This window comes from Paenibacillus herberti (genome assembly GCF_002233675.1).
Classification (GTDB): domain Bacteria; phylum Bacillota; class Bacilli; order Paenibacillales; family Paenibacillaceae; genus Paenibacillus_O; species Paenibacillus_O herberti.
Window position 1 is genome coordinate 711264 of record NZ_NMUQ01000001.1, and the last position, 23054, is coordinate 734317.

At 49.7% G+C, this 23054-nt stretch carries 23 protein-coding genes, 4 tRNA genes and 1 pseudogene; 16 read left to right on the forward strand and 12 right to left on the reverse strand.

Translation table 11 applies throughout. The features are described 5' to 3' along the window. Positions 1-120: 120 nt before the first annotated feature. From CGZ75_RS03285 to CGZ75_RS03320, 9 genes are all read left to right on the forward strand, one after another. A complete protein-coding gene (locus CGZ75_RS03285; protein WP_089522855.1) occupies positions 121-966 on the forward strand; it encodes an ABC transporter ATP-binding protein in 846 nt (281 codons plus the stop codon). Beyond that, positions 932-2026, forward strand: coding sequence for an efflux RND transporter periplasmic adaptor subunit (locus CGZ75_RS03290; protein ID WP_089522856.1), 1095 nt, complete (start codon positions 932-934; stop codon positions 2024-2026). Before CGZ75_RS03285 ends, CGZ75_RS03290 begins: the two co-directional genes overlap by 35 nt. Further along, positions 2022-4946: an ABC transporter permease gene (locus CGZ75_RS03295; protein ID WP_089522857.1), complete on the forward strand. Its 2925-nt coding sequence runs from the start codon at positions 2022-2024 to the stop codon at positions 4944-4946. The genes CGZ75_RS03290 and CGZ75_RS03295 overlap by 5 nt, the downstream gene beginning before the upstream one ends. Before the next feature lie 3 nt (positions 4947-4949). Continuing rightward, positions 4950-5834 (forward strand): ABC transporter ATP-binding protein, encoded by an 885-nt coding sequence (locus tag CGZ75_RS03300; RefSeq protein ID WP_089522858.1) that lies wholly within the window; start codon positions 4950-4952, stop codon positions 5832-5834. After that, the gene (locus tag CGZ75_RS03305; protein WP_245850684.1) at positions 5831-7381 is read left to right on the forward strand and encodes an ABC transporter substrate-binding protein; all 1551 of its coding nucleotides are present in this window, start codon (positions 5831-5833) and stop codon (positions 7379-7381) included. Before CGZ75_RS03300 ends, CGZ75_RS03305 begins: the two co-directional genes overlap by 4 nt. Before the next feature lie 278 nt (positions 7382-7659). Further along, positions 7660-7830 carry a hypothetical protein gene (locus tag CGZ75_RS25035; RefSeq protein WP_176444621.1) on the forward strand — a complete coding sequence of 57 codons (171 nt, stop codon included), beginning with the start codon at positions 7660-7662 and terminating at the stop codon, positions 7828-7830. 84 nt (positions 7831-7914) lie between these two features. Beyond that, a tRNA-Met gene (locus CGZ75_RS03310) sits at positions 7915-7988 on the forward strand. A gap of 40 nt (positions 7989-8028) precedes the next feature. After that, positions 8029-8105 (forward strand) — tRNA-Ile (locus tag CGZ75_RS03315). A gap of 165 nt (positions 8106-8270) precedes the next feature. Then, positions 8271-8355: transfer RNA gene (locus CGZ75_RS03320), tRNA-Leu, on the forward strand. A 62-nt stretch (positions 8356-8417) separates the two neighbouring features. Here CGZ75_RS03320 and CGZ75_RS03325 read toward each other — a convergent pair. Together CGZ75_RS03325 and CGZ75_RS03330 are read right to left on the reverse strand one after the other, a co-directional pair. Further along, positions 8418-8669 carry a hypothetical protein gene (locus CGZ75_RS03325; protein ID WP_089522859.1) on the reverse strand — a complete coding sequence of 84 codons (252 nt, stop codon included), beginning with the start codon at positions 8667-8669 and terminating at the stop codon, positions 8418-8420. Between the two features lie 169 nt (positions 8670-8838). Further along, complete coding sequence (locus CGZ75_RS03330; protein WP_089522860.1) at positions 8839-9108, reverse strand: hypothetical protein; 270 nt, start codon at positions 9106-9108, stop codon at positions 8839-8841. A 139-nt stretch (positions 9109-9247) separates the two neighbouring features. Here CGZ75_RS03330 and CGZ75_RS03335 point away from each other — a divergent pair, with 139 nt between their 5' ends. Together CGZ75_RS03335 and CGZ75_RS03340 are read left to right on the forward strand one after the other, a co-directional pair. Then, positions 9248-10039: a uracil-DNA glycosylase gene (locus CGZ75_RS03335; protein WP_089522861.1), complete on the forward strand. Its 792-nt coding sequence runs from the start codon at positions 9248-9250 to the stop codon at positions 10037-10039. Continuing rightward, entirely contained in the window at positions 10036-10905 is an 870-nt protein-coding gene (locus CGZ75_RS03340; RefSeq protein ID WP_141136651.1) for an SPL family radical SAM protein, read from the forward strand. Before CGZ75_RS03335 ends, CGZ75_RS03340 begins: the two co-directional genes overlap by 4 nt. On the opposite strand, the gene CGZ75_RS03345 is transcribed toward CGZ75_RS03340, so the two are convergent. From CGZ75_RS03345 to CGZ75_RS03380, 9 genes are all read right to left on the reverse strand, one after another. Then, entirely contained in the window at positions 10868-11866 is a 999-nt protein-coding gene (locus CGZ75_RS03345) for an S-layer homology domain-containing protein (RefSeq protein WP_089522862.1), read from the reverse strand. The two genes, CGZ75_RS03340 and CGZ75_RS03345, sit on opposite strands and share 38 nt — an antisense overlap. A gap of 122 nt (positions 11867-11988) precedes the next feature. Continuing rightward, positions 11989-12327, reverse strand: a complete 339-nt coding sequence (locus tag CGZ75_RS03350; RefSeq protein ID WP_089522863.1) for a L,D-transpeptidase — start codon at positions 12325-12327, stop codon at positions 11989-11991. Positions 12328-12548: 221 nt separating this feature from the next. Continuing rightward, positions 12549-12791 carry a hypothetical protein gene (locus tag CGZ75_RS03355; protein WP_089522864.1) on the reverse strand — a complete coding sequence of 81 codons (243 nt, stop codon included), beginning with the start codon at positions 12789-12791 and terminating at the stop codon, positions 12549-12551. 184 nt (positions 12792-12975) lie between these two features. Then, positions 12976-13119: an aspartyl-phosphate phosphatase Spo0E family protein gene (locus CGZ75_RS03360; RefSeq protein WP_089522865.1), complete on the reverse strand. Its 144-nt coding sequence runs from the start codon at positions 13117-13119 to the stop codon at positions 12976-12978. A gap of 99 nt (positions 13120-13218) precedes the next feature. Further along, the gene (locus CGZ75_RS03365) at positions 13219-13674 is read right to left on the reverse strand and encodes a VanZ family protein (protein ID WP_089522866.1); all 456 of its coding nucleotides are present in this window, start codon (positions 13672-13674) and stop codon (positions 13219-13221) included. A gap of 148 nt (positions 13675-13822) precedes the next feature. Beyond that, positions 13823-15064, reverse strand: coding sequence for an ISL3 family transposase (locus tag CGZ75_RS03370; protein ID WP_089522867.1), 1242 nt, complete (start codon positions 15062-15064; stop codon positions 13823-13825). A 337-nt stretch (positions 15065-15401) separates the two neighbouring features. Next, the gene (locus CGZ75_RS24370) at positions 15402-15893 is read right to left on the reverse strand and encodes a hypothetical protein (RefSeq protein WP_141136653.1); all 492 of its coding nucleotides are present in this window, start codon (positions 15891-15893) and stop codon (positions 15402-15404) included. Between the two features lie 106 nt (positions 15894-15999). Next, positions 16000-16500, reverse strand: coding sequence for a hypothetical protein (locus CGZ75_RS03375; RefSeq protein ID WP_089522868.1), 501 nt, complete (start codon positions 16498-16500; stop codon positions 16000-16002). 597 nt (positions 16501-17097) lie between these two features. Then, the gene (locus CGZ75_RS03380; RefSeq protein ID WP_176444662.1) at positions 17098-17502 is read right to left on the reverse strand and encodes a hypothetical protein; all 405 of its coding nucleotides are present in this window, start codon (positions 17500-17502) and stop codon (positions 17098-17100) included. Positions 17503-17933: 431 nt separating this feature from the next. On the opposite strand from CGZ75_RS03380, the gene CGZ75_RS03385 reads away from it, so the two are divergent. Both CGZ75_RS03385 and CGZ75_RS03390 read left to right on the forward strand, forming a co-directional pair. Next, positions 17934-19637 carry a methyl-accepting chemotaxis protein gene (locus CGZ75_RS03385; RefSeq protein ID WP_245850805.1) on the forward strand — a complete coding sequence of 568 codons (1704 nt, stop codon included), beginning with the start codon at positions 17934-17936 and terminating at the stop codon, positions 19635-19637. 93 nt (positions 19638-19730) lie between these two features. After that, positions 19731-19803: transfer RNA gene (locus CGZ75_RS03390), tRNA-Val, on the forward strand. A gap of 590 nt (positions 19804-20393) precedes the next feature. Here the strand turns inward: CGZ75_RS03390 and CGZ75_RS03395 are convergent. Next, a complete protein-coding gene (locus tag CGZ75_RS03395) occupies positions 20394-20840 on the reverse strand; it encodes a hypothetical protein (RefSeq protein WP_089522871.1) in 447 nt (148 codons plus the stop codon). Between the two features lie 322 nt (positions 20841-21162). On the opposite strand from CGZ75_RS03395, the gene CGZ75_RS03400 reads away from it, so the two are divergent. The 3 genes and pseudogenes from CGZ75_RS03400 (at position 21163) to CGZ75_RS03410 (ending at position 23013) form a co-directional block, all read left to right on the forward strand. Next, positions 21163-21675: a DUF3231 family protein gene (locus tag CGZ75_RS03400; protein WP_089522872.1), complete on the forward strand. Its 513-nt coding sequence runs from the start codon at positions 21163-21165 to the stop codon at positions 21673-21675. 147 nt (positions 21676-21822) lie between these two features. Continuing rightward, a pseudogene (locus tag CGZ75_RS03405) lies at positions 21823-22677 on the forward strand (manganese catalase family protein). A gap of 75 nt (positions 22678-22752) precedes the next feature. Next, positions 22753-23013, forward strand: coding sequence for a WGxxGxxG family protein (locus tag CGZ75_RS03410; RefSeq protein ID WP_089522873.1), 261 nt, complete (start codon positions 22753-22755; stop codon positions 23011-23013). Positions 23014-23054: the final 41 nt, after the last annotated feature.

Sequence of the window (23054 nt, forward strand, 5' to 3'; positions counted from 1 at the left end):
TTCGGAACTCTTTTTAGGAAATTTTTTCACATATAGGCATTTGAGGTGTAACTTTTAAGTTATCCCATCCGTCATTATGAAAAATGAGAAAGATGAGAAAAGTGAGGGTCGAACTTCAACATGATCTGGAAAAAGAAGCAAAAAGAGCTATCGGCCCAGCCGCCTCCTGAACTGCTTCCTGAATCAGGAGCTGAGGCAGATGTACAAGAAGCCGAAATTTCAGCCAATGACGCGGCCAAGTTAGAGTCAGCCGCAGCTGCCGAACTTGCTCCCGAAGCATTCGAAGAAGCAACTGGCGAGCCGCTGCTCAGCGTCAGCAGTGTACACCGCAGCTTCCCCGCATCAGGAGCGCCGATTCATGTACTCAAGGGGATCACGATGACCGTTCCACAGCGGCAGATTGTGATGCTGAGAGGCCGCTCCGGCTCCGGCAAAACGACGTTGCTCAATTTAATCGGTGGTTTGGATACACCGAGCAAAGGCGAGATTTGGTTCGACGGGATGCCGATCCATAAGTTAAACGATGATCAGCGCACCATTATCAGGCGTGAGCGCATGGGCTTTATTTTTCAGGCGTTTGCACTGATGCCGCTGCTCTCTGCATGGGAGAATGTCGAACTGTCGCTTCGCATGGCGGGAACGCCGCGCGGCGAGTGGAAAGGGCGAGTCGAGCACTGCCTGGAGCTAGTCGGGCTGGAGCGGAGGATGAAACATCGTCCGTTCGAAATGTCCGGCGGTGAGCAGCAGCGTGTGGCGATCGCCAAGGCCATTGCCCATCGGCCAAAGCTACTGCTGGCGGATGAACCAACAGCGGAGCTGGACAGCCAGATGTCCGCACAGATTATGAATGTTTTTCGCACGATTATTAAAACCGAGGGTGTCACCATCTGTATGACGACCCACGATCCTACGATTTTGGAGGTTGCCGATCATGTTTACGAAATGGTGGACGGTACGTTCATCTAAAAGTGCTGCTGCCCTGCTACTTGGCTGTTCCCTGGTGTTGTCGAGCGGCTGCTCGCTGCTGCCGGAAGAACAGACGGAGGAGGTGCTGCCGTCCATTGCTCCGCCTCAAATTTCCAAAAAACCGGAGTACGAAGTGACGACGCAAACGTTGGAAACCCGCGTGGAGGCTGCTGGCAAGCTGATCTCGATGCGCGAGGAGACGCTTTACTATACCGTTGATGGCAAACGGCTTAAGGAATTATACATAAAACCCGGCCAGAAGGTGAAAGCGGGCGATCCCATCGCTGCCTTGGACGTTAAGGATTTGCAGAAACAAGTGCGCGACCAGAAATTGCAGTTCCGCAAGGATGAGGTTGGCATGAAAGAAACTCTTCGCAAAAAAGATGAAATGCCGCCGGTTGATTTCGAGGCTGCGGTCATCGCATTCGAGGAGAAGCGCCAAGCAATCAGCGATCTGGAGCTTGAAATTAGCAATGCAACGCTGTACGCCCCGTTCTCTGGCACAGTCGTGCAACTGCCGGTGCAGAAGGGCGACGCCATCAAGGCGTATGATCCCATCGCTGTCATCGCCGATACGTCACAGCTTGCGCCTGGCATTAAGCTGGATGCCGATGAATTGGAGCAGGTATCGGTCGGCATGAAGGTAAGTGTTGATATTAATGGTGTCGGCGTAGTGAAGGGCAAGATCCGCGCTTTACCGGTGGCTCAGAACGAAGAGGAAGGCAATAACGGTGGGAATGGCGGGAATGGCGGAAACGGAGGAAACGGCGGCAGCAACAAGCCCGAGCGGCCGGAGGACTTCCTGCTTGTGCAGCTTGATAAAGTTCCAGCAAACGTCACTCGCGGCACTATGCTTTCCGTCAGCATCATCGTGAAAAGTAAGGCTAACGCAATCGTTATTCCGCCTTCGGCGCTGCGCAGCATTGGTTCCCGTACCTATGTGCAGGTTGTAGAAGGCGAGACGAAGCGGGAGGTGGACGTAGAGGTTGGCGAGCAGACAGGTACCGTGGTGGAAATTTTAAAGGGCCTGGAGCCCGGAATGAAAGTGGTGGGCAATTAACGTGTTGCTCCTCCGATTCCTGTTCCGCAAAATGTGGAACACCCGCTGGCTGACGCTCAGTTCTCTAGCCGGGCTTATTTTGGCGGTAGCATTCGCGGTCAGTATTCCGATGTATGCGGACGGCTCGCTGAAGCGGGTCGTCACCCAATCGCTGCAAGAGAAGAGCGAGGGGTTGCCGGCTGGTTCCCTGCTCATGCGCTACAATGCAAGCCCCGGACCTACCAATCTAGGTTCGCTTGGAAATGTAGACAGCTATATCCAGAAAGATGTGCCGAAGCTGATCGACTTCCCGGCGGATACGAAGACAAGAAGCTATGCCATTCGCAGCACGGACATCACGCCGGAGGATCCGACCAAGGTCAGCGCAAGCGTCAGCCGCAAGTTCGGGCTGCAGTCGCTCTCTGGTTTAGAGGAGAAAGGTGAGCTCGCCCAAGGCCGCTGGTTCGCCCCTGGCAAGGGAGATGGCGATACGATCGAAGCGGTTGTGCTGGAAGAGGCGCTTTACCGAGCCGATATGCATATCGGCGACGTGTTCCTTTACCCGGCTTACGGCGGCGGTTCTGACCAGCTGCTGCGCGTGAAGATCGTTGGCGCATTCAAGCCGATGAACGCTTCCGATCCCTTCTGGTACCAGGGGTTGGAGGGGCTGATGAATGCCTTCCTGACGAGCGATTCCTCGATGACTGACGGCATTTTGACGGATAAAAAGATCCCGTTGCACAGTGGCAGCTGGTACTATGCCTTCGATCTGCGGGAAATCCGCACGAGCGAACTCGCGCCGCTGACGCGCACGCTGGAGCGGCTGAACATCGAGCTGTACCAGAAGCTCCCTGATACACGCGTCGAAATTAGTTTTGCAACGATTTTGCAAGAATTCCGCACGACGAGCTTGCAACTGCAGACGCTGCTGTTCACACTGGCGGCGCCAATGATTGCGATGGTGTTCTATTTCATCGCTATGAATGCCCGCCAGTCACTCGACAAGCAGCGCAGCGATATCGCCGTGCTGCGCAGCCGGGGAGCGGGTACGCGCCAGATTATCGGGCTGTACCTGCTTGAAAGCTTGCTGCTTGGCGGCGCGGCGTTTGTGCTCGGACCGCTGCTCGGCTGGTTCATGGCCAAGAGCATCGGCTCGGCGAACGGCTTCCTTGAGTTCGTCGACCGCAAGTCGATTCCCGTCGGGTTCACGACGGATGCGATCATCGCCGGCAGCGCGGCTGTGCTGCTGGCCGTGCTGGCCACGGTAATTCCAGCCGTCATTTATGCCAGAGCTTCCATCGTCGGTTACAAGCAGCAGCTGGCTCGCTCCGATCGAGCTCCATTTTGGCAGCGCTGGTTTTTGGATGTTTTGCTGCTCGGAGCGAGCGGCTATGGCTGGTATATGTTCAACGAACGCCAACTGCTGACGATCAAAACCGGCATGACGACGGATCAGCTGAATGTGCAGCCATTCCTGTTCTTCGTTCCTGCACTTGCGATCTTCTCGCTGGGAATGTTTTTCCTAAGGTTGTTCCCATGGCTGCTTCGTCTGTTCAACTGGCTCGGCCGCAAGCTGCTGCCGGTGCCGCTATATCTGACTCTGACCCAGCTGTCGCGCTCATCCCAAGGCTATTATCCGCTTATGATTCTGTTGATCCTGACGCTTGGCCTCGGTGTCTACAATGCTTCGGCAGCTCGTACGATCGACTTGAATTCGACGGAACGAACGCTGTATCAGTATGGTACTGATGTCGTCATACAGACGGTCTGGTCCGGTACGGCCGAGCTGAAGCCAACCCAAGGCAATAACGGTGGCAATGGGGGAGGCTCTGGTGGGAACAACGGAGGAGGCTCAGGCGGCGGCAATGGCGGCGGTGCTGGTGGAGGTGGCAACGGCGGAGGGGGAGGCGGAGGCGGTCAACAAATTCCTTCCAAGATGCGCTACTCCGAGCCGCCTTTCCAAGTGTTCCGCACGCTTGAGGGCGTTGAAGCTGCAGCTCGCGTGCTGCAGACCAAGGGCAGCATCGTCGTTTCCGGCCGCTCCGTGGGTCAAGGTACGCTGATGGGTATCGACAATGTCGATTTTGCCAAAGTCGGATGGTTCCGCGAGGATCTCTTCCCCGTGCATCCGAACAACTATCTTAACAATCTCGGCATTTATGCCGAGGGAGCAGGTGCGCTCGTGCCGTCTGGCATGGCGGAGAAATATCAGCTGAAGCTCGGGGATACAGTGTCAATCGGTCTCAGCGACGGTATGGTCGATTTCTCTATCGTTGGCATTTTGCCATACTGGCCTTCCCAATATCCAGATCAGTCGCCTTTCATCATCGCCAATCTGGATTATATCTATGATCAGGTTCCACTCATTCCTTACGATGTGTGGCTCAAGATGAAACCGGGCGCCAAAGTCGCTCCGCTCATGACGGAGCTGCAAAAACAGAATATCGAGATTGCCAGCATCAAGGATGTTCGTACCGAGCTGATCACGCAAAGCAAGCTGCCGACGCGTGGCGGTGTGTTCGGAATTCTAAGCCTTGGCTTCCTCGTGTCGGTCATCGTTACATTGACAGGTTACATCCTGTACTGGTTCTTCAATCTTTCCGGCCGTGTTGTGCAGTTCGGTGTCTTGAGGGCGATGGGCTTGTCGCGGCGACAGTTGACCGGCATGCTTCTGCTGGAGCAGCTGTTCACTGCAGGGCTTAGCATCGGGCTTGGCGTTATGATCGGTAAGATCGCGAGCCTGCTGTTCCTGCCCTTCCTGCAGACGACCGACAATCTGTCCGGCAATGTACCGCCTTTCCGTGTTGTGTTCAACAGCCAGGATACGTTGCAGCTGTACGTCGTTGTCGGACTGATGATGCTGATTGGCGCGGTGCTGCTGATGTTGCATATCCGCAGGCTGCGGGTGCATCAGGCTGTCAAGATGGGAGAGGAGCGGTAGGCTGTGATTGAATGCGAAGGATTAGTGAAAATTTACAAAACCGACGATCTTGAAGTCGTCGCCCTTCAGGGGCTCAACCTGAGCGTCAAGGACGGCGAGCTGATGGCTATAATCGGCAACAGCGGAAGCGGCAAGTCGACGCTGCTCAACATTCTTGGCGGCCTCGACCATCCTTCTGCCGGGAGTGTACATGTTGGTCCGTGGGATTTGCTGAAAATCACCGAAGAGCAGTTGGTCAAGTACAAACGGGAGACGGTTGGTTTCATCTGGCAGAACAACGCGCGCAATCTGCTACCGTATTTGTCCGCTCTGGAAAACGTCGAAATGCCGATGATGCTGCGCGGCAAAGTAGATCGGGCCTACTCCCGGCAGTTGCTGGAGTGGGTCGGTCTCAAAGAGCGGATGAACAACAAGCTGCATCAGCTCTCTGGGGGTGAGCAGCAGCGGGTCGCCATTGCGATCTCGCTGTCGAATCGCCCGCAGATGCTGCTCGCCGATGAGCCGACCGGCTCTGTCGACAGCCGTACGAGCGATATGATCATGGATATTTTCCGCACGCTCAACCGGGAGCTTGGTCTTACAATCGTCATCGTTACTCATGATTTGTCGCTGGCCGGTAAAGTGGATCGGGTTGTAGCGATCCGAGACGGCCTCACGAGCACGGAGTTTCTGCGGCGCAACACACATCTGGATGACGCAGAGGGCTTCGGCAAGGGAGGGCTTCAAGAAGTGCATGAGGCTTATGCCGTAGTAGATCGTGCAGGCAGGTTGCAAGTGCCCAAGGAGTATTTAAGCGCCCTGGGCATCGCCGGCAAGGCATCGATGGAGTTTGACGGAGAACGCATTATTATTACGAAACCGAAGCTTTTGGAGGGGGAACAAAAATGACAGCTAAATGGGGAACGAATATGACGAGAATTACGGGTAAGCGGGCGCGTCGCAGCGCCGCTCTTGGACTGTCGCTAGTTATGGCCAGCGGTGTAATCGCAGGCTGTAGCGGCTCTTCTTCCGAACAACCAGAGAACAGCGTGCTGCGCATCGGAATGCTGTATGGATCACCGGACAGTGAGAGCTGGATTCGCCAGCAATTTACGGATACGTTTGAGTATACACATCCAAATGTGACCCTCGAAATCGTCTATGCCAACAACTACAACGATATGAACTACAACCAGCCGCCCAAGGAAGGGGAGAAGCAGCCTGATCCGTATGACAAGCTGAAAGAGCTGATGACGGGCAAAAATCCAATCGACGTGATCATGATTGACTATCCTATGCTCCAGCGCACGACTCAGGATGGATTCCTGCAACAGCTGGACCCGCTGATCGCTAAGGACAAATTTGATATCAGCGATTATGTGCCGACGGTCATCGACGGTCTTAAGGCAGCTGGGGATTCCAAAATTTACGCGCTGACACCGACGTTTAATAGCTCTGCTCTATTTTATAACAAGAAAATTTTCGCCGACGCAGGTGTACAGCCACCTACAGATAAAATGACTTGGAACCAGGTATTCGATCTGGCGCGCAAAGTATCCAAAGGCAAAGGTGAAACACAGACGTTCGGTCTCCAGATGAATCGTTGGGGCGGGGATGCGTTCGGTGATATTCAGACGTATATCGCACCACTGGAGCTGAAAATGTACGACGACAAGGGCGAAAAAATGCTCGTGGACAGCGGCCCGGCCTGGTCTAACGCTTGGAAAACCATGATTGATCTTTATAAGGATAAAGTCTTAGCGACACAGGAAGATCTTAATAAGCTGAACGAAGCTCGTCAGAAAAAGATGGAAAAGGATAAATCCAGCTTCAATCCGTATCAGAGCGGCAACGATTATTTCAGCTCTGGCAACGTAGCAATGATGGTCTCGGACTACAACTTTATTTCGGAGCTCAAAAGAACCAAGGATATGGCGGTGAAGAACAAAGACATCAAGGTGGTAGATTGGGATGTCGTGACGGTTCCGGTATTCGAGGAGAAGCCGGATGTTGGCGGCAGCTCTTATCTCGGCCAGCCAATGGGCATCAACGCCAAGGCGCAAAATCCTGAGGGCGCGTGGGAATTTATCAAATTCATCAACAGCCGAGAGTGGGCGAAGCTGAAGTCCCGCAGCACCTATGAAATTCCAGCCCGCCAGGAGTTCATCAAGCCGATTGACGGCATGCAGTACAACATCAAAGCGTTCTACACGCTCAAGCCGGTAACGCCACCCAACATGGCAATGGAACAGCTTGGACGTGAAAAGCCGGGTATCTATGAGGTGAACACGATTGGCCAGGCAGCGTTCCAAGAGGCGCTCACCGGCAAGAAAACGCCTGAAGAAGCCGTAAAGGAATGGGCAGTCAAGGGCAATGCCCTGCTGCAAAAGCTGAAAACCAACCCACAAGGCAATACGGGTGGTGGAACGACGGATGGGGCTGCCAGCGGGGGCTGAGTAGTTTAAATTCAGCCTATGGCTGCTGTTTTGCGAAATCTACCGCCACGTATAGTATGCGTGTCCTTTCCTGACAACGAGAAGGGGTCGTCCCAAGAGTCATCATTAGATGACCTAGGAACGGCCCTTTTTTGCATACGCAGCATACTGGAAGCCTATAGAAAATATCCATTTTGTACGCATTATGGAATGAATTTCTTTCATCCTGGGAACGATGACGGTAGCACTGAAATAGACAAATGGTGCCACACTTCTAGGAAGGGAAGAGAAAGATGACGATGATGTCCAGATGGATTTATTGGGGCAGGCTGTATGACAGCAAATTCCAAGCTGGCTGCCTGGTGAAGCGGATGGAAAATGATTGGTGGATTTACGGTTACGAGTGCCCAAGAGAGATTGAAGTTTTCCAGTCCAGAAGAGGGAAATATGGCGTGCGATATATGCCTTGAAGCGGATTTAAGATTTAGGTTGACTTTGATGCAGAAGTTATAGTATATTTATCCTTGTGTTCCAAACGGAACCTTTCTAATTGACGCGGGGTGGAGCAGTCCGGTAGCTCGTCGGGCTCATAACCCGAAGGCCGCAGGTTCAAATCCTGCCCCCGCAACTTATTCTCGTACTTATGCAGTTCAACCATTCCTTTAAAAGGGCCCTTAGCTCAGTTGGTTAGAGCGGTCGGCTCATAACCGATTGGTCGCAGGTTCGAGTCCTGCAGGGCCCACCAAGTCTTCAACAATCCTTGCGCTGCAAGGTTTTTTTATTTTCAACTTAGTTCCATTGGATGTGGAATCGTTAACGAGAACTTTTTCATTGACGATTGTTGGGTATATATGCTAAGATTTACTTCGTTGTGTTCACGACTCACATCTTTTTCCTTTGCGGGATTCATGCCGGGGTGGCGGAATAGGCAGACGCAACAGACTTAAAATCTGTCGGGAGTTACTCCCGTACCGGTTCGAGCCCGGTCCTCGGCATCATTGGTTTCATGAGCTCCTCCTTGCATCCTTATGGGATGTCAGGGAGGAGCTTTTTAATATTAAGGATGTGGACGCTCTTTGGCCGTCACCGCTTCGGGATTCGGGCTTGCAGCGGCCGGAATGACTTTGGCTTGCACCTTTTGAGCCGGATTGCCCTGGGGAGTAGATAAGAGGACAAAGACCAGCATGAAGATCATGGTGGAAGTCCAAACGGCACCCAGCGTCTTGGTCGCTGGTGAAAGCTTATTCCAAGAGGCAGGGAGCATGACAAAAGGAGCTATAATCCAGCCCATAATGATCGTGACGCGCATGGAGTCCACACTCCTCCCGTTAGATAATTCTTTTATCGGCAGGTTAATCGTCCAGCTTAATCCAAATTCCCAGAAATGGAACTCTATTTGTCAGCAAAGCGCGAATCCGTTACACTACAAGGACGGCTTTTAAGCCAATTAGCCAAAAAAAAGAAGCCTCGGGGGCCTCTTACTTTGCTGCTGGTTGGGCAGCTTTCAGCTCTTCCAGGTCGACCTGGCTGCTGATCATGTCAACGAACTTGTCCATGCAGTTACAGTAGTAATCTCTGCGGCACACCGAGCAAGGCGTTGTCTGAAGACGATTGATCTTCGTGCCTTCCGGACCGTAGAACAGGCGGCATTCTCCGCCGTCCTTGAGCTTCACGACGACCTGAAACAGCTGGGTAGCATCGTTGCGTTCCGCGAGTCTGCTATTCGTTACGAGCGGGCGGTAACTCATTGCAATCACCTGCAACTTTCTTCGATATGGGCTTGATCTATCTTACTTTCTACGGCGGTCAATGTCAAATGAATGGCTTGTTTATAGGCTGGTCGGACAGGCTTGTCGCATGTTCTTTTATGAGGAGGCTTCCGCTAAAATGACCGTACAATTCCGCAATGATTGGGCGCAGCATCTAATAGAAGAAATGGAGCAGCCCTATTATCTGGAGCTGCGTAGCCGTTTGGTGGAGGAATACCGCGGCGGCGCTGTTTACCCTGACATGCATGACATCTTCAATGCGCTGTATCTGACCTCGCTGGGGGGCACGAAGGTCGTCATTCTTGGGCAGGATCCATATCATGGGCCGGGCCAAGCGCACGGGCTGAGCTTCTCTGTGCAGCCGGGAGTGCGTATCCCGCCTTCGCTGCAGAACATCTACAAGGAGTTGCATGCAGATATCGGCTGCCCGATCCCGATGAGTGGGGACTTGCGGGGCTGGGCCCGTCAAGGCGTGCTGCTGCTCAACAATGTGCTTACCGTACGCAAAGGAGCGGCCGCCTCGCATCAGGGACTCGGCTGGGAGGCATTCACTGACCGCATCGTGAGGCTTATCGGCGAAAGGGAGCAGCCGGCGGTATTTCTACTGTGGGGCAAACATACACAGGAGAAGGCGTCCTTCCTTGACGGCAGTCGGCATTTGCTACTGTCTACACCGCATCCAAGCCCGTTCTCTGCTCATCGGGGCTTCTTGGGCAGCAAGCCGTTTTCCAAGGCGAATGCTTTTCTAGAAAAGCATGGGATGGAGCCGATCGACTGGTGCCGCACGGCAGAGCCTTCGGCGGTGGATGAGACAGCTGCCGGCAGCGATGCCGGAACGTCTGTTGGCGCGACGAGGAAACAGCCTGAAGAGTCGGAATCACAACCTGCATCCCCGTCCCCAATTGCATGAATACGGAGGGGAGCGGCCGCAGCGAAAAGGATGGACAAGCCGAGGACAGTGGCAAAACCGCCTCTGTGAAGCGAAAGACGACCCGCTGGTTGAATCCGGCGGGTGGTTATCTGGAGGGCTTTACACATACGCTCAATCCTTATACGGGTTGCAGCTTCGGCTGCAGCTACTGTTATGTCAGGCGAATGCCAGTCGGCATGTTCCGGGCTGAGCCCTGGGGGAGCTGGGTAGACGTCAAGCGGCTGGATGAAAGAGCGTTCCGTAGGGAGTGGGCGCGAGAGTCGGACAAAGGACCGCTAAGCCTCTTTTTTGGTTCGGCTACGGACCCTTATCAGCCGTCTGAAGTAGAGCATAGTACGACCCGGCGACTGATGGAGCTAATGTTGGAGCGGCCGCCAGCTTTTCTGTTGCTCCAGACGCGAAGCGCACTGATTGTGCGAGACAAAGAGCTGCTGAAGGCATTTGGCGATGCGATCCGGGCAAGCATTACGCTGGAAACGGATGATGAAGCAGTGCGCCGTCATTTTACGCCGGCAGCACCACCGCTGGCGGCACGATGGCGAGCGCTTCGTGAGCTGCAGGAGGCCGGGGTACCCGTTCAGGCCGCTGTATCACCGCTGCTTCCACATACGCCGGATTTTGCCGCAAGACTGGCCAGAGAAGCATCGCGCGTCGTTGTGGATGACTTTCACCGTGGAGACGGCAGCGGCGGTCGGCGCTCAGCTCAGCTCGGGATGCGGGAACAATACCGCTCACTCGGGTTGGAGGCTGATTATGCGCCGGCCGCCGCGGACCGGTTCTATGAGACACTGCAGAGCTTTCCGGGCGTTAACGTGCATTTTTCCCGGGGAGGATTCCTCCCTTAAAGGGTTGGCTGCTGCCCTCGTCGCCGGTTGATTCCAATACTGGGGTGTACGATGCATCAATATAAGTGACGGCAGAGACATCGGTAATGACCTGTGGATACATACGACCCGGCTCAGGCTTAATGGCTTCAACTGAAATATATGCCTTGTCGCCACTAAAGCGGACACCGCTGATGCGAAGCCCGTATCCGGGATTCGGCGCTTGAGCTGTCACAGTTACTTTGCGAACATGCTCGTCCTGATCCGCTGTATCGAGTGAAAGCCCTTGGAGAGGTGTTACGGAAGAAGAGGGCTTGTCTGGATTGCCATTTTGCTTGATTTTATCCATGAATTTTATTCCCCCATCTACCCAGGCTGCCGCGTCGCTACGCGAGACAGCCTCTTTGGGCTTGAATTGTCGACTTTCTTCGAGCTTGCCGATGTTGCTCGTCAGCAGCAATTGCACGCTTCCCCGATAAGGCTCAGCTATCTGCTTCTCATCGGTGAGCACGATTCCGAGATCGTTGAAGCTGTAATCGCCGGTTGTCAAAATCGACTGCAGCAACAGATGGGCGAACTGCTCACGGCTAATTGGAGCGGATGGCTTCACATCATTGTCGAGGTCGAGCCCATTAATCGCGGCAATAAGGAAAGGTTCCGAATACCAAGCCGTATCGCTCATACTCGGGAAGTAATGGCTTGCCTCGGGTTTTTGGATGAATTGGATGGCATCCAGTTTGAGGCTGAAAGCCTTCACGAGTAATGATACAGCCTGCGAGTAGGTCATGGCCGACTTGGGTTGGAACTCGCCGGAGCCGGTTCCGCTGATCAGTCCAGCTTGCTCCAGGCTACGGATGGACACGGCATTGGAATCCTGGCCCACATCAGAGAAAGCTCCTGCAGCTTGCGGCGCCGCAGCTGCCAGCATGAGTGCCGCAAGGCTGCCTGCGAGCAGTTTTCGTGCGGATAAGTTTTTTAACATCCTGCATGCATCTCCTCTCTATATGGGAAGGTTTCTTGAATATTTCTATCCTAGTATAGCCGATATCGGAAAAACCTTCCTTATCTATAAAGACGCTGTGAACCAAACGATTGTTGCGGCCGTTAAGGCCGAATCGTAACCCGTGTTCCTATCGGAACAAGCGCGGACAGCGCCAGAACATCTTCATTATACATTCTAATGCAGCCATGAGAGACTGCTCTGCCGATTGAGGCCGGCTCATTAGTACCATGAATGCCGTAATGTGGCTTGGAAAGGCCCATCCAGAGCACTCCGAAAGGCCCGTCGGGATTTTCCTGTTTATTGATGATTCTGAGTTCGCCTGTTGGTGTTTTGGTTAGTATTTTGCCGACGGCAATCGGGAACTGTCGGACGACTTGATCTCCATCGAGCAAATATAGAGCACGATCGGATAAATCCACGATGATACGATATTGGGGCATATGTGCTTCATCCCTTTTTAGCCAGCTTATGCCCGACAAGTGGGTGCCCGTATGGGTTTTTGTCCATTCGTTCAGCAATTAGAGCAGTTTATGAAGCACAAATAAACCGTCACTCCCGATATGGACTGCAGTCCTTGGAAGGGCGGTTTTGCTCGTGGACATTGGGATGGGAACGAGAAGATAGGACCCGTGAAGACATGAGAGGGCTGAAGATGAAGCTTTTAAGCAAGCGTTTTTTGGGCCATCGTCGAATGGTCGGTTTGGAGGATAACCAGGCGGCCCTCGAACTTACATTCCTCCACAAAATAATAGGTCCCAGCAATTTTGACGGTATTGCTATTGAACATTTCAATGGGATATCCATCCTCGACAAGGCAGGAATCCTTGTAAACCGCAACGAGCCATCTTTCCTCATAGGCTTGTTTAAAGTGAGCTGGCTCACTCAACAGCTTCAGCAGCAGCATGACAGCAACCCCTAAACCATTTTCTTTACGATACAAAGTGTATCATAGATGATATAGAGAATGGAAGTGGAAAATGAAGGAAGCTGCTTATGCGAGATTCAGAGCGGGGCGGGTCTGAGGTATTGACCCCATGGGAAAGCTTCGCCACGTTTGAGGATCTGTCGAATTATCGTCAAGCTGATACTCAGCCTGCCCTGTAAAAGGAAACAATAAGCTTGTCCAACTGTTGGCTAAGCTCCAAACTGTATCCAGATGAGCTTGCAGGAGCTTTGTTCAGAGCCTCGCGCAAAACTTCAATATGTTTCATGAGTTCTTTCTTGTTCGACAATTTCACTCACATCCTTTGAGAGTTTGATTGAAAATCTTGTCGACGTAATTTAGGGGAATAGATATAAATTGGAATGATTTGTTGATTACTATTAAAGCGCTATTTTCCGTTTGAAACAGGTAATGAAACTCTTTTTTTGCTAAGTATATAATGAAGGCAAATAAATAAAAGAGCGGCGGAAAACGCTCCTGCGGTGTCGATCATCACATCGTATAATCGCCCATCGCGATTTTGGAAAAGCTGAAGAACCTCCGTGCCTAAGGCGAACAGGAAGGATAGTGCGAGAGCAGGCAGCTTGCGTCCCAGCCAAAACATGAGAAGCAGGTCCAGCACGGCAAAGCCGGCGAAATGTCCCAGCTTGACGAGCACCCATTCGCTGTGGATATGCTGAATATCGGCCCATCGGAAAAACTCTCGGAAATCCGGCGATGGGTCGAAGGTGAAGGCCAGCTCTTTATACAGCAGAAGCTGCTTTAGGCTTTCGGTGCCGGTCAGCATAAGCAATAACCCGGCCCACAGCAGGACTGCGGTTAGCTTGAGATGTTTCATTTCCATTTACGTTGTCATCCTTTCAAGACTTCTATTAACCGAACGAATTGAATCTATCTTTTGCTTTGCAGTTTAACCGATTAAAGGCAATCTATTCGACTTTAAAATTAATTATAAAAATTGTGGCTCTAACCCAAAATCAGTGGTTGACCGTTTATCCAGACAGCTTATGTCGATTGCATTCGATTAATATACCAGCTTTGTAACAATCACGATTACGAGTAAAGTAATGTCGTCGTTGGTAGGCTTTGATGCGATTATGACGACCTTCTACCGTCGCATTGGTCCAACGACAACGGTGGTAATTCACGATCTCTTCTTCCCAATTACGCATGGTTTTCAAGGCGCTTCGCACCGCCTCATGATCGATCTGAGTGCCTTGCTGACACCAACGATTAAAACCAATCTGAGCAAGGCTAACATTCGCTGAATAATCATACCAACGAGAGAAGGACTCTTTCCATTCCCAGACGCTACGCAAAAGCGAAGAGTAGCCAAGCAGCGTATGAAGCATACTGAGTTCTTGTTCAGGCAGTGTTTCCGCTTGTGGATTCAGTAGTCTGTGGTGTCGCTTTAGCATTTCTTTGGCTTTTGGAGTCAATAGGAGTTGTACCGATTTACGCACAGCTTGAACAGCTTCTATGACATAACCATGGACATGAAATCGGTCGGCAATACGAATAGCCTTGGGAAAGCATTCGTTTATCCACGTGTGATATCCCTTGGCTAAATCCATAACAACGGCTTTAGGTTGAAGGCCAAGGAACTCAGGGTGCTGGCGAGCATAAGCACGCAAGTCTTCTAGCTTGCGGCCAGCAAGCAGATCTAGCATAGTTTCGCCCCGTAAATTGTGAATGCCGGTATTGTAGGTATGCCCTTTCTTGATCGCAAAATCATCGATTCCCAGCACCAAACCCTCCATCTGCTTGGCTTCATTCCAAGCTTGTTGCACGAGTCGCTCACTCTCTGCGGGAATAGCGTCTTGATGCATCCGCTGTACCGTGCTGGCTGGAGTCTCTTGCATTTTTGCGCTATGCGCTGCCGTGGACCCAAGCGCTTGCTCCACCGTTTGATTACGAAAGAGTCGACTGTAGCGCTGTTTAGGACCCACAAAATAATAGGCCCACACGAAGCCGATTCGACAACGTGAACAGGACAACCGGAGTGCTGGCACATGTAAATAACTCTTTTTGCCGAATAAGGACAAATGCCTAATTTTACGAGGTGTATTTTTGCCTTCTCGTTTCACGAAATGTTCAGAATGGCAAATGGGACAAGGCTGCAATCGGGCTGTTGGATATGCTCGAAGGTGCACCTCGTTTTCACCTATGGATAGAATTTCATGGATCTCTAGTTCTGGTAATCCTAGCATTTCGTTGATATACTGGAGTGGCATCTGTTTATCCTCATTTGTTGTTGGGTAGGACTTACAACAATACAGGATTTACGGATGTTTTTCTATTTTCAACCTCGATTTACCTCGTCAACCGCTGATCTCGAGCTAGAGCCAAANNNNACAACAATACAGGATTTACGGATGTTTTTCTATTTTCAACCTCGATTTACCTCGTCAACCGCTGATCTCGAGCTAGAGCCAAAATTGTTGACTCTTATTGAGAGAAATCCAATCTAAAACAAGCCATTCTGTTGAGAAGCTTTAACAGGCTGGCTTGTTTGCTTTTTGTGATGGCGAAAGAGAAAAAGCTGCGTCCTAGGCCTTCTGTCCGTAGACGTTACGAAGAACTTACACTTAATGTAGTACGTGCAGTATTTTGGATAAATGGCCCTGTAATACTAGTATTCATAAATGTTACAAAAAAAGGACCATTCGTAAACATGGTTGTTTCAAAAGTTCCCGCTGTACTGCCGTCTCGTCGAATGATATTGTAAACAACGGAAGGGCTATAAACTTGAGATGCACTCACTAATATTTCGAAGCCATAGATGCCTTCAGGAGGAATTAATCTCATGACCGGGGGTCCATTCTCAAACCCATCGCCTGTAAACGAGACAGGGCTAAACCAGTAGTTTGAAGTCAGATTATTGATGGTAAATCTTTGCGAAGATGTGATGGAGGACGAACCATCGTCCGGCTGACCTGAAGGGGGATATTGGATTTTGGGTGAGCAAAAAACACTTGCAACAATAACAAGCAGGATGAACAAAACCAAAATAATTCCTATACTTGTTCTTTTACCATTCATGGTTTCAAACTGTCCATTCATTTTTAATCATGCTCCTTATACTATTCTGCTTACCTGGTACATCTCGCAGTTCTTCCTCTTTGTTCTGTGGTTCCATAGGATTAGGATAGCCCTACCTGTATTTTATTCATGGCGTTATAGTATCGTTGATGACTAACCTGAACGAAGAGATGTTTGATACATACGCTTCAATCGGACCTGTTGTACTGATATTTACAATTCTTGCGGGCCCTTGTCCGATCACCCTTTCAAGTCTAAATGAGACTGTTCCAAGTCCTCTGGAATTTCTATATATAACCTCTGAATAACTGGAGCTCAAGCTGAAAGTAGTTAGATTAATTACGTTTTCTCCTCCGTAAGGTGAAAGAATACCGGATGGAGGCGGGACTGCATCTCCTGTGAGCGCGTTTAAGCCCAAAGATACACTGCTATAATTGACGATTGTAAAGCTTTGCGTTGAAGTAATACCAACTGAATCGTCATCTGAGCTTTGTCCCGAAGAATTGTTGTCAAGCAAGTATTTTGGAGCCCAGACACGTGTGACGATCACTAGCAAAATAAACAAAACTAATATAACGCCCCAGCTTTTTCCTTTTATACTACTAATTTGGTCCCTTTCGATATTCATTCTATAGTCCTCCTTATAATGCTTATATCAACATCTTATGAGGAATTCATAGAATAGTTCGGGCTATGTACGGTAAATATTTGATCTGTTGGTTCCGTTGAGTGAGCACCATCTTGACAGGGTGAGGGCCAGTGGTTCGAGCCCACAACAGATCATTGCTAGAAACCCTTGTATAAAAACAGAAGCGTAGAAACTATGTCGAAATGCTGTAGGAAAAGAGAATAAACGGATAAATAATGAGCAATGGATTTGCTCATATCCGTGGTAAATTGTTAGTGTAAAGAATCGAGAGAGACACCGCTGAGGCGTGAACGCCTTGACCACCAGCCGGCCCAATGAGGTCGGCTTTTCTATTGCGGTGAAAGCTCCTCTCGATTCTTGCCGCCATATAGCTGGATGACGACAATGGCACGCTGCTGTTCGAGCGTCATTCAGTCAGGGACCCGGCGCACAAACCATTCGAGAAGGCCTGATGAGGAGAATACTCCGAGGGCGATTAAGCCTCATTCCGAGGATGGCGCATTGGCGGTAGGCGCATGAATAAATTACCGTTCTTTGCATGCGAGATATTAGATGCTGTGGGTTACAATCTAGTGATCAATCTTCATAACACGAAATTGTTCTGCCGTTACTACTGATTGAAAGGCGTATTCCACTAGGGAGACTAGAACCTTCTCCACCATAAAAGTAAGCAAACGCAATAAAATCCGATGCATCAATCCAAAAAGTGAAATATCCGACATTGTTACCTGAAAGATCAAAAATGTAATATACGTTTGTAACATAGACAGGTAAAAGCCCTGAAGTTCTAACGACGTACTCTGTGCTAGTGCCAGGAGGAAGATTTCTATTTTCAGGTAAATTAGCTGGTCCCGTACGCGAAAAAAAGCGTAGTCTGTAGTTTCTCGCATAATTTTCAATATAAAATGTTTGCGTGCCTGTAATTCCTACGGGTGGATCAGTGTCATCAGGATTACTTTCCTTATAAAAAACATTTGTCACGATCACCAATACTCAAATGCTCAACCATAATGGTAAGAGATTGAGCAGGGGACAAAGACGAAAAACAAAGGAATACGAATGATTGGTGTTGACCATGTAACCAATGAAGAAATTGACAAAATTAAACTTAGAACGAAGAAAGAAAAGCTTGCTGCTGGCAGTAAGGCGATATAAAATTGGTGCCGAAATTGGTGTCCGATTAGGAATAACCATAGGGAAAAAGAGATAATTAGGAGAAAACATTAATTTGGAAGAACCCGCGCCCAGACTAGATTTGAGCGCTAATGATAAACACAGACTTAAAGGTCTAGCACCTTGACAGGGTGGGGGTCAGTGGTTCAAGCCCGGAAACTGGGGAAATTACTCAGTGATAAGTTTGAAAGTTTTAGCCGATATGAGAAGAGACAGAATAGGGAGGCTAACGCTTGAAAATGAAAATGGACATTGGGAGATTGATTCGGCTTGTTATCTACGGAACAATCATTTGTGCAGCCTTGACCGGGTATGGCTTGTATAAGCTGAATGAAAGCTTTGAGAAGGTAAAAATCGCAACGAAGCAAGAGGCCGAATATAAACAGCTTAGCCTGGAGCTGCTGGAGGCTTCCGATTATCTAACTGAGCAGGCCAGGCATTATACCATCGACGGAGAGAAAGAACACTACGACAGTTACTGGAATGAGGTTAAAGAAACCCGGACGAGGGACAAGGTTGTAGCTCGCCTTAAGGAGCTGGGCGCGCCGCCGGAAGAGCTGGTTTTAATCCAGCAGTCCAAGGATAGTTCCGACAACATAATTGCAATAGAGGAAGCATCAATGGAAGCTGTTGCTGCCGGCGATATGGAAAAGGCGAGATTGCTCATGTTTGGTGCGGAGTACGAACAGCAGAAGGATGGAATAACGAAGCTTTTCAAGCAGTTTCAATCGAAAACAGCCGAGTTGTCTGCAGCGGCCACGACCTCGGCAAACGCCACGTTCAGCTTGAGCTTGGCGATGGTGTATGTATTTATGGTTATTTTAATCGTATGGTTTGGCATCAGTCTCTTCATTATACGCAACAATATTGCGCCGATTCGGAATATGGCGGCCCGGATGGCAGAGCTAGCCAGCAGCGAGGGTGACTTGACGGCGCGGATGGAAACACGCGGCATACATGAGGTGAAAGAGCTTGCCAGCTCTTTCAATGCTATGATGGATAACCTGCGTGCACTCATTATCTCTTCCAAAGAGACGGCGGCATATACAGCCGGCAAAGCCCAGGAAATCGGGGTAAGCGGCGATTCTGTCAGTGTTTCGGCAGCTAGCGTATCTGACATGATCAGCAACGTCCGGGCGAATGCGAAACGGAACAGCATTGCCAGCGACGAGGCGGCAAAGGCTTCGCAGGAGGCGGCTATCGGCGCGGAGCGAATCGCAGACGCTACGCAAGAAGCGGCGGCAAGCGCGGCAATGGCGCTTCAAGCGGCGGAGCAAGGGGTGGAATCCGTACAGGCAGCAACATCTCAAATAGAGTTGATTCGAAACTTTGCGAATAAAAAGCTGCAGATTATGGCTCAGCTGAAAGGGCGGACAGGCGAGATAACCGGAATTGCGGACATTATGCAAAATATTGCGGCGCAAACCAACATTTTGTCCCTGAACGCCGCCATTGAGGCGGCCCGCTCGGGGGAGCACGGAAAAGGGTTTGCCGTTGTATCCGACGAAATCCGAAAGCTGGCCGAGCAGTCCAAACATCACGCTTCCAATATCGCAGAAATTATTAAAGACGTTGAAGCTCAGACGGACGAAGCGTATGCATTAATCGGACGCGGAGCTCAGGAGGCCAGCAAGGGTGTTGAAGCTATTTCAGCGCTTAGGCAATCCTTCCATCGGATTGAAAAGGACGCTCAGTCGGTAGCGGAGCAGACGCAGGAGATATCCGCATCGACGGAGGAAATGACGGCCAGTATTGAAGAAATCTCGGCAACGCTTGAAAGTATGGCTAAACGGATCGAGGGGGATTATAGCTTCTCCGAATCGGTTGATTTGTCGGCCTCCGAACAGCGAAGAGAAATTGAAAAAATTGGCGGGATGATCGTAAATCTCTCCGAAACCTCGGAAGGTTTAAACGAAATGCTCGGGCGGTTCAAAACGGATTAGCATATCGATTTCAAAATTAATTTTAAAAAATTGTTGACTCCCACTCTCCAAGCTGGTATATTATTAATTGTTCTCACGAGAACTTAATAATCTGATCTGTTAGCTCAGCTGGGAGAGCACCATCTTGACAGGGTGGGGGTCAGTGGTTCGAGCCCACTACAGATCATAGCCAGAAACCCTTGTATATCCAGGGTTTTTTCTTTTTTTACGGTCTTTTATCAGAGCGCTCAGAGCCTAAACTGTTAGTGAATAAGGAATCGAGAGAGACACAGATGAGGCGTGAACGCCTTGACCACCAGCCGGCCCTAAGGGGTCGGCTTTTCTATTGCGGTGAAAGCTCCTCTCGATCCTTGCCGCCATGATTTGGCGTTTGAGCAGACTTCTCGCCAAATTTCGTTGGGTCGGATCGCGAACGCTTATATCGGCTCGTAGACGGCCATCTGGATTTTTAGCTACTCCACTCGTTCGGATGGCAACCGATAAAGCCGAAGGGAGAACCTTCGGCGGAATAACGCCTTGTGGAGTTAATATTGGTGACAAGCAGGGATTCGGCTTTGCATCACATATAGCGCACGAGAGAGCCTGGATGATGACAATGGCACGCTGCTGTTCGAGCGTCATCCGGCCAGAGACCCGGCGCAAAACAAGGCCTGCCCCCGCGCTATAACGTTCACGTGTCACGTGGTCTAGTTGGGGTGGGTTTTTACTATGCGGGATATTGGATGCTGTAGGTTACGGCCTGTTGGCCCCCACTAATTACAAAATGCGATGGATCCCAATGTTTGTCCCGTTAATAGAGGCAGTTACAAAACTAGAATTTACAGAGGCGGACGCATTTCCAACGGGTATTCTGATTCCTAGGACACTCACATATATCACCGCCATCCTAATTGCAACGGTTCCTGCAATCTGTCCGCGAAAATCGATGTTGTAATTTACGAAAGCTGTAGTGGGGGTCCTGCCATTAGCGTAAACCTCGAAGTTATAGCTCTCGCGTGAAGGGATAGTATGCAACGGCGGTGGGGGAGGTTCGAAATCTCCTCCAAGAGATTGTGCTATTAAATCATAGCTTCCGATGCCATTGTAAACGTTGAACCCGATTGAACGTGCCTGACTTGTTATTAAGTCGTTATCTACCGGGCAGAATATAGGGATTAAAATTACGAGTAAGATAAACAAAACCAGAACCATTCCTATTTTCATATCAAATTCCTCCTATACTGTATATCAATATTGTATGAGGAATTACAAGAAAGGTACGGGCTGCCGCCCATTCGCTAGAAACCCATTCGCTATTCACGCGCCGATCTTGTGGAGCGTCTATCCCAACGCTCAATGGTGAACAACCTTGACCAGAAGGGACAAGGATTGGCTCCTGGGCGCAAGCGACGAGCGTTAAATCGTCGCACTCCTACCCAAGTTGCTGAGCAGATTGGCTGCTTGGCTGAGGGTGAATAGAAACTTAATATGGAGTGCAACCTAATATTCCGTCAAAAAATTGTTTGTCAAAGGAGCAGATCAATAAATGTCTATTTTAGGCGGTAACCCAAAGGATGAGCCACTCCATTACGGCGAAATTTTCAGTATATGGACCTACTCTGCAGGTGTTAAAGGGATGGTTTCTGCTTACCAAGCATTCCATTCACATGCTGGAGATAAGGATTTAAAGAACATCCTGAGTGACCTTGTTGATCAAGCGAAGAAACAAATCAAAGAAGTGGATGCTCTGCTGACTGAAAACGGCATTGCACCTGCTCCAGCTCTCCCTGAACGTCCTCCAGTTGCGCTTGAAGATATCCCGGTTGGTGCAAGGTTTACTGATCCAGAGATTGCAGCTGCAATTTCATTGGATATGTCCGCTGGCTTAGTAGGCTGCAGCCAAATCATGGGTATGTCAATTCGGGAAGATGTTGGCGCACTGTTCCTGAAGTATCACACAGCGAAGACTTCTGATGGATTGAAGATTTTAGAAATGAATAAAGAAAAAGGCTGGCTTATTCCGCCTCCTTTGCAAATTAAAAGACCGGATCACAACTAAAATAAAATTAATTTAGGCTGCAACTAACTTGTTGCGGCTTTTTCCGGTTTTGGTTGCCAGCCTATGTTATTTGCACATAACACGAATAGCTTATGATTCTAAGGACATTTTAAATAATAAGCAATTAAAACATAAAGGTGGTTTCAGGTGTACTTTTACAAAGAGGATTTAATTAATGTAATTGTTCCTGATAAGCCTGATCCTGCAGCTGTAAAAGTACTTCAGGAAACATTAGGCGGGCAATTTGGTGAAATGCGAACTATGATGCAATACTTCTTTCAGAGCAGCAACTTTCGTGGAAAGGCCACTCAATATAAGGACTTAATTCGCGGTGTATTTCTTGAAGAAATTGCTCATGTTGAATTAGTTCAAAACACCATTAACCAATTGCTTACGGGCACGAGTGAATAAACGCCTGGCAACTCGGGCGTAGACGGAGCCCCTCTTGACGAATCAATCAAACACGCCAACCCACACCACTTTATTATGGGAGCCCAGGGTTCGCTTCCTGTCGATGCAGCTGGTAATCCGTGGTTGGGCAGCTACGTTTACAATCATGGAAACTTGGTGGCTGATCTTCTGAACATCGTTGTTCTAGAATTGACAGGCGTTCTTCAAAAAAACCGTATCTACGAAATGAGTAACAATAAGGCATTTAGTGAAACGTTAGGTTTCCTGATCGTACGTGACAACGCGCATCAAAATGCATTCACTAAAGCACTTGAGACGCTTGGTGTAAACTGGGGGAATATCTTCCCTGTGCCGAATTACGACATTTACAAATATCCAGAATGTAAAAAGTATATTGAAATGGGTTTTCACAATGCCCAGTTCAATTTCAGGCTGGATGAAAATCGGATGGGTGAAATATTTAATGGTAAGTCTCCGAGTCGAAATGGAGGGCAACTTCAAGTTACTCCGCCGCCAAATGGATATCCGGTGCCATACAATCCCGAGAATCCAAATGAGCACAGCCCTGGTCTGTACGACCTGAATCAGTAATTTGGATGTGGTCATGATAAGCCTTGGATTGGACACTCTAAATGAGCACGTAAAACCCAATAGGAGGCTTACCTCATGAAAAAAATTGTTATGACGCTTGTACTTGCATTAGGCTTAGCCTTTTCCAGTTATGCTCCTGCATTTGCACACAATACAGGAATGAACGGTAATCTGGAACAGAACATGAATACCAACACTACAAGCAGCATGAACGCGAATAGCTACCATGCTCAATCTGTAGACAACAATGAGAAGAAATCCAATTGGGGTTGGCTTGGTCTTTTGGGTCTTGTAGGTCTTGCGGGACTTAGAAACCGCAATCCTGAACGTCATTAATGAATTAATGGGAAGAGCCGCAGCTAATGTTGCGGCTTTTT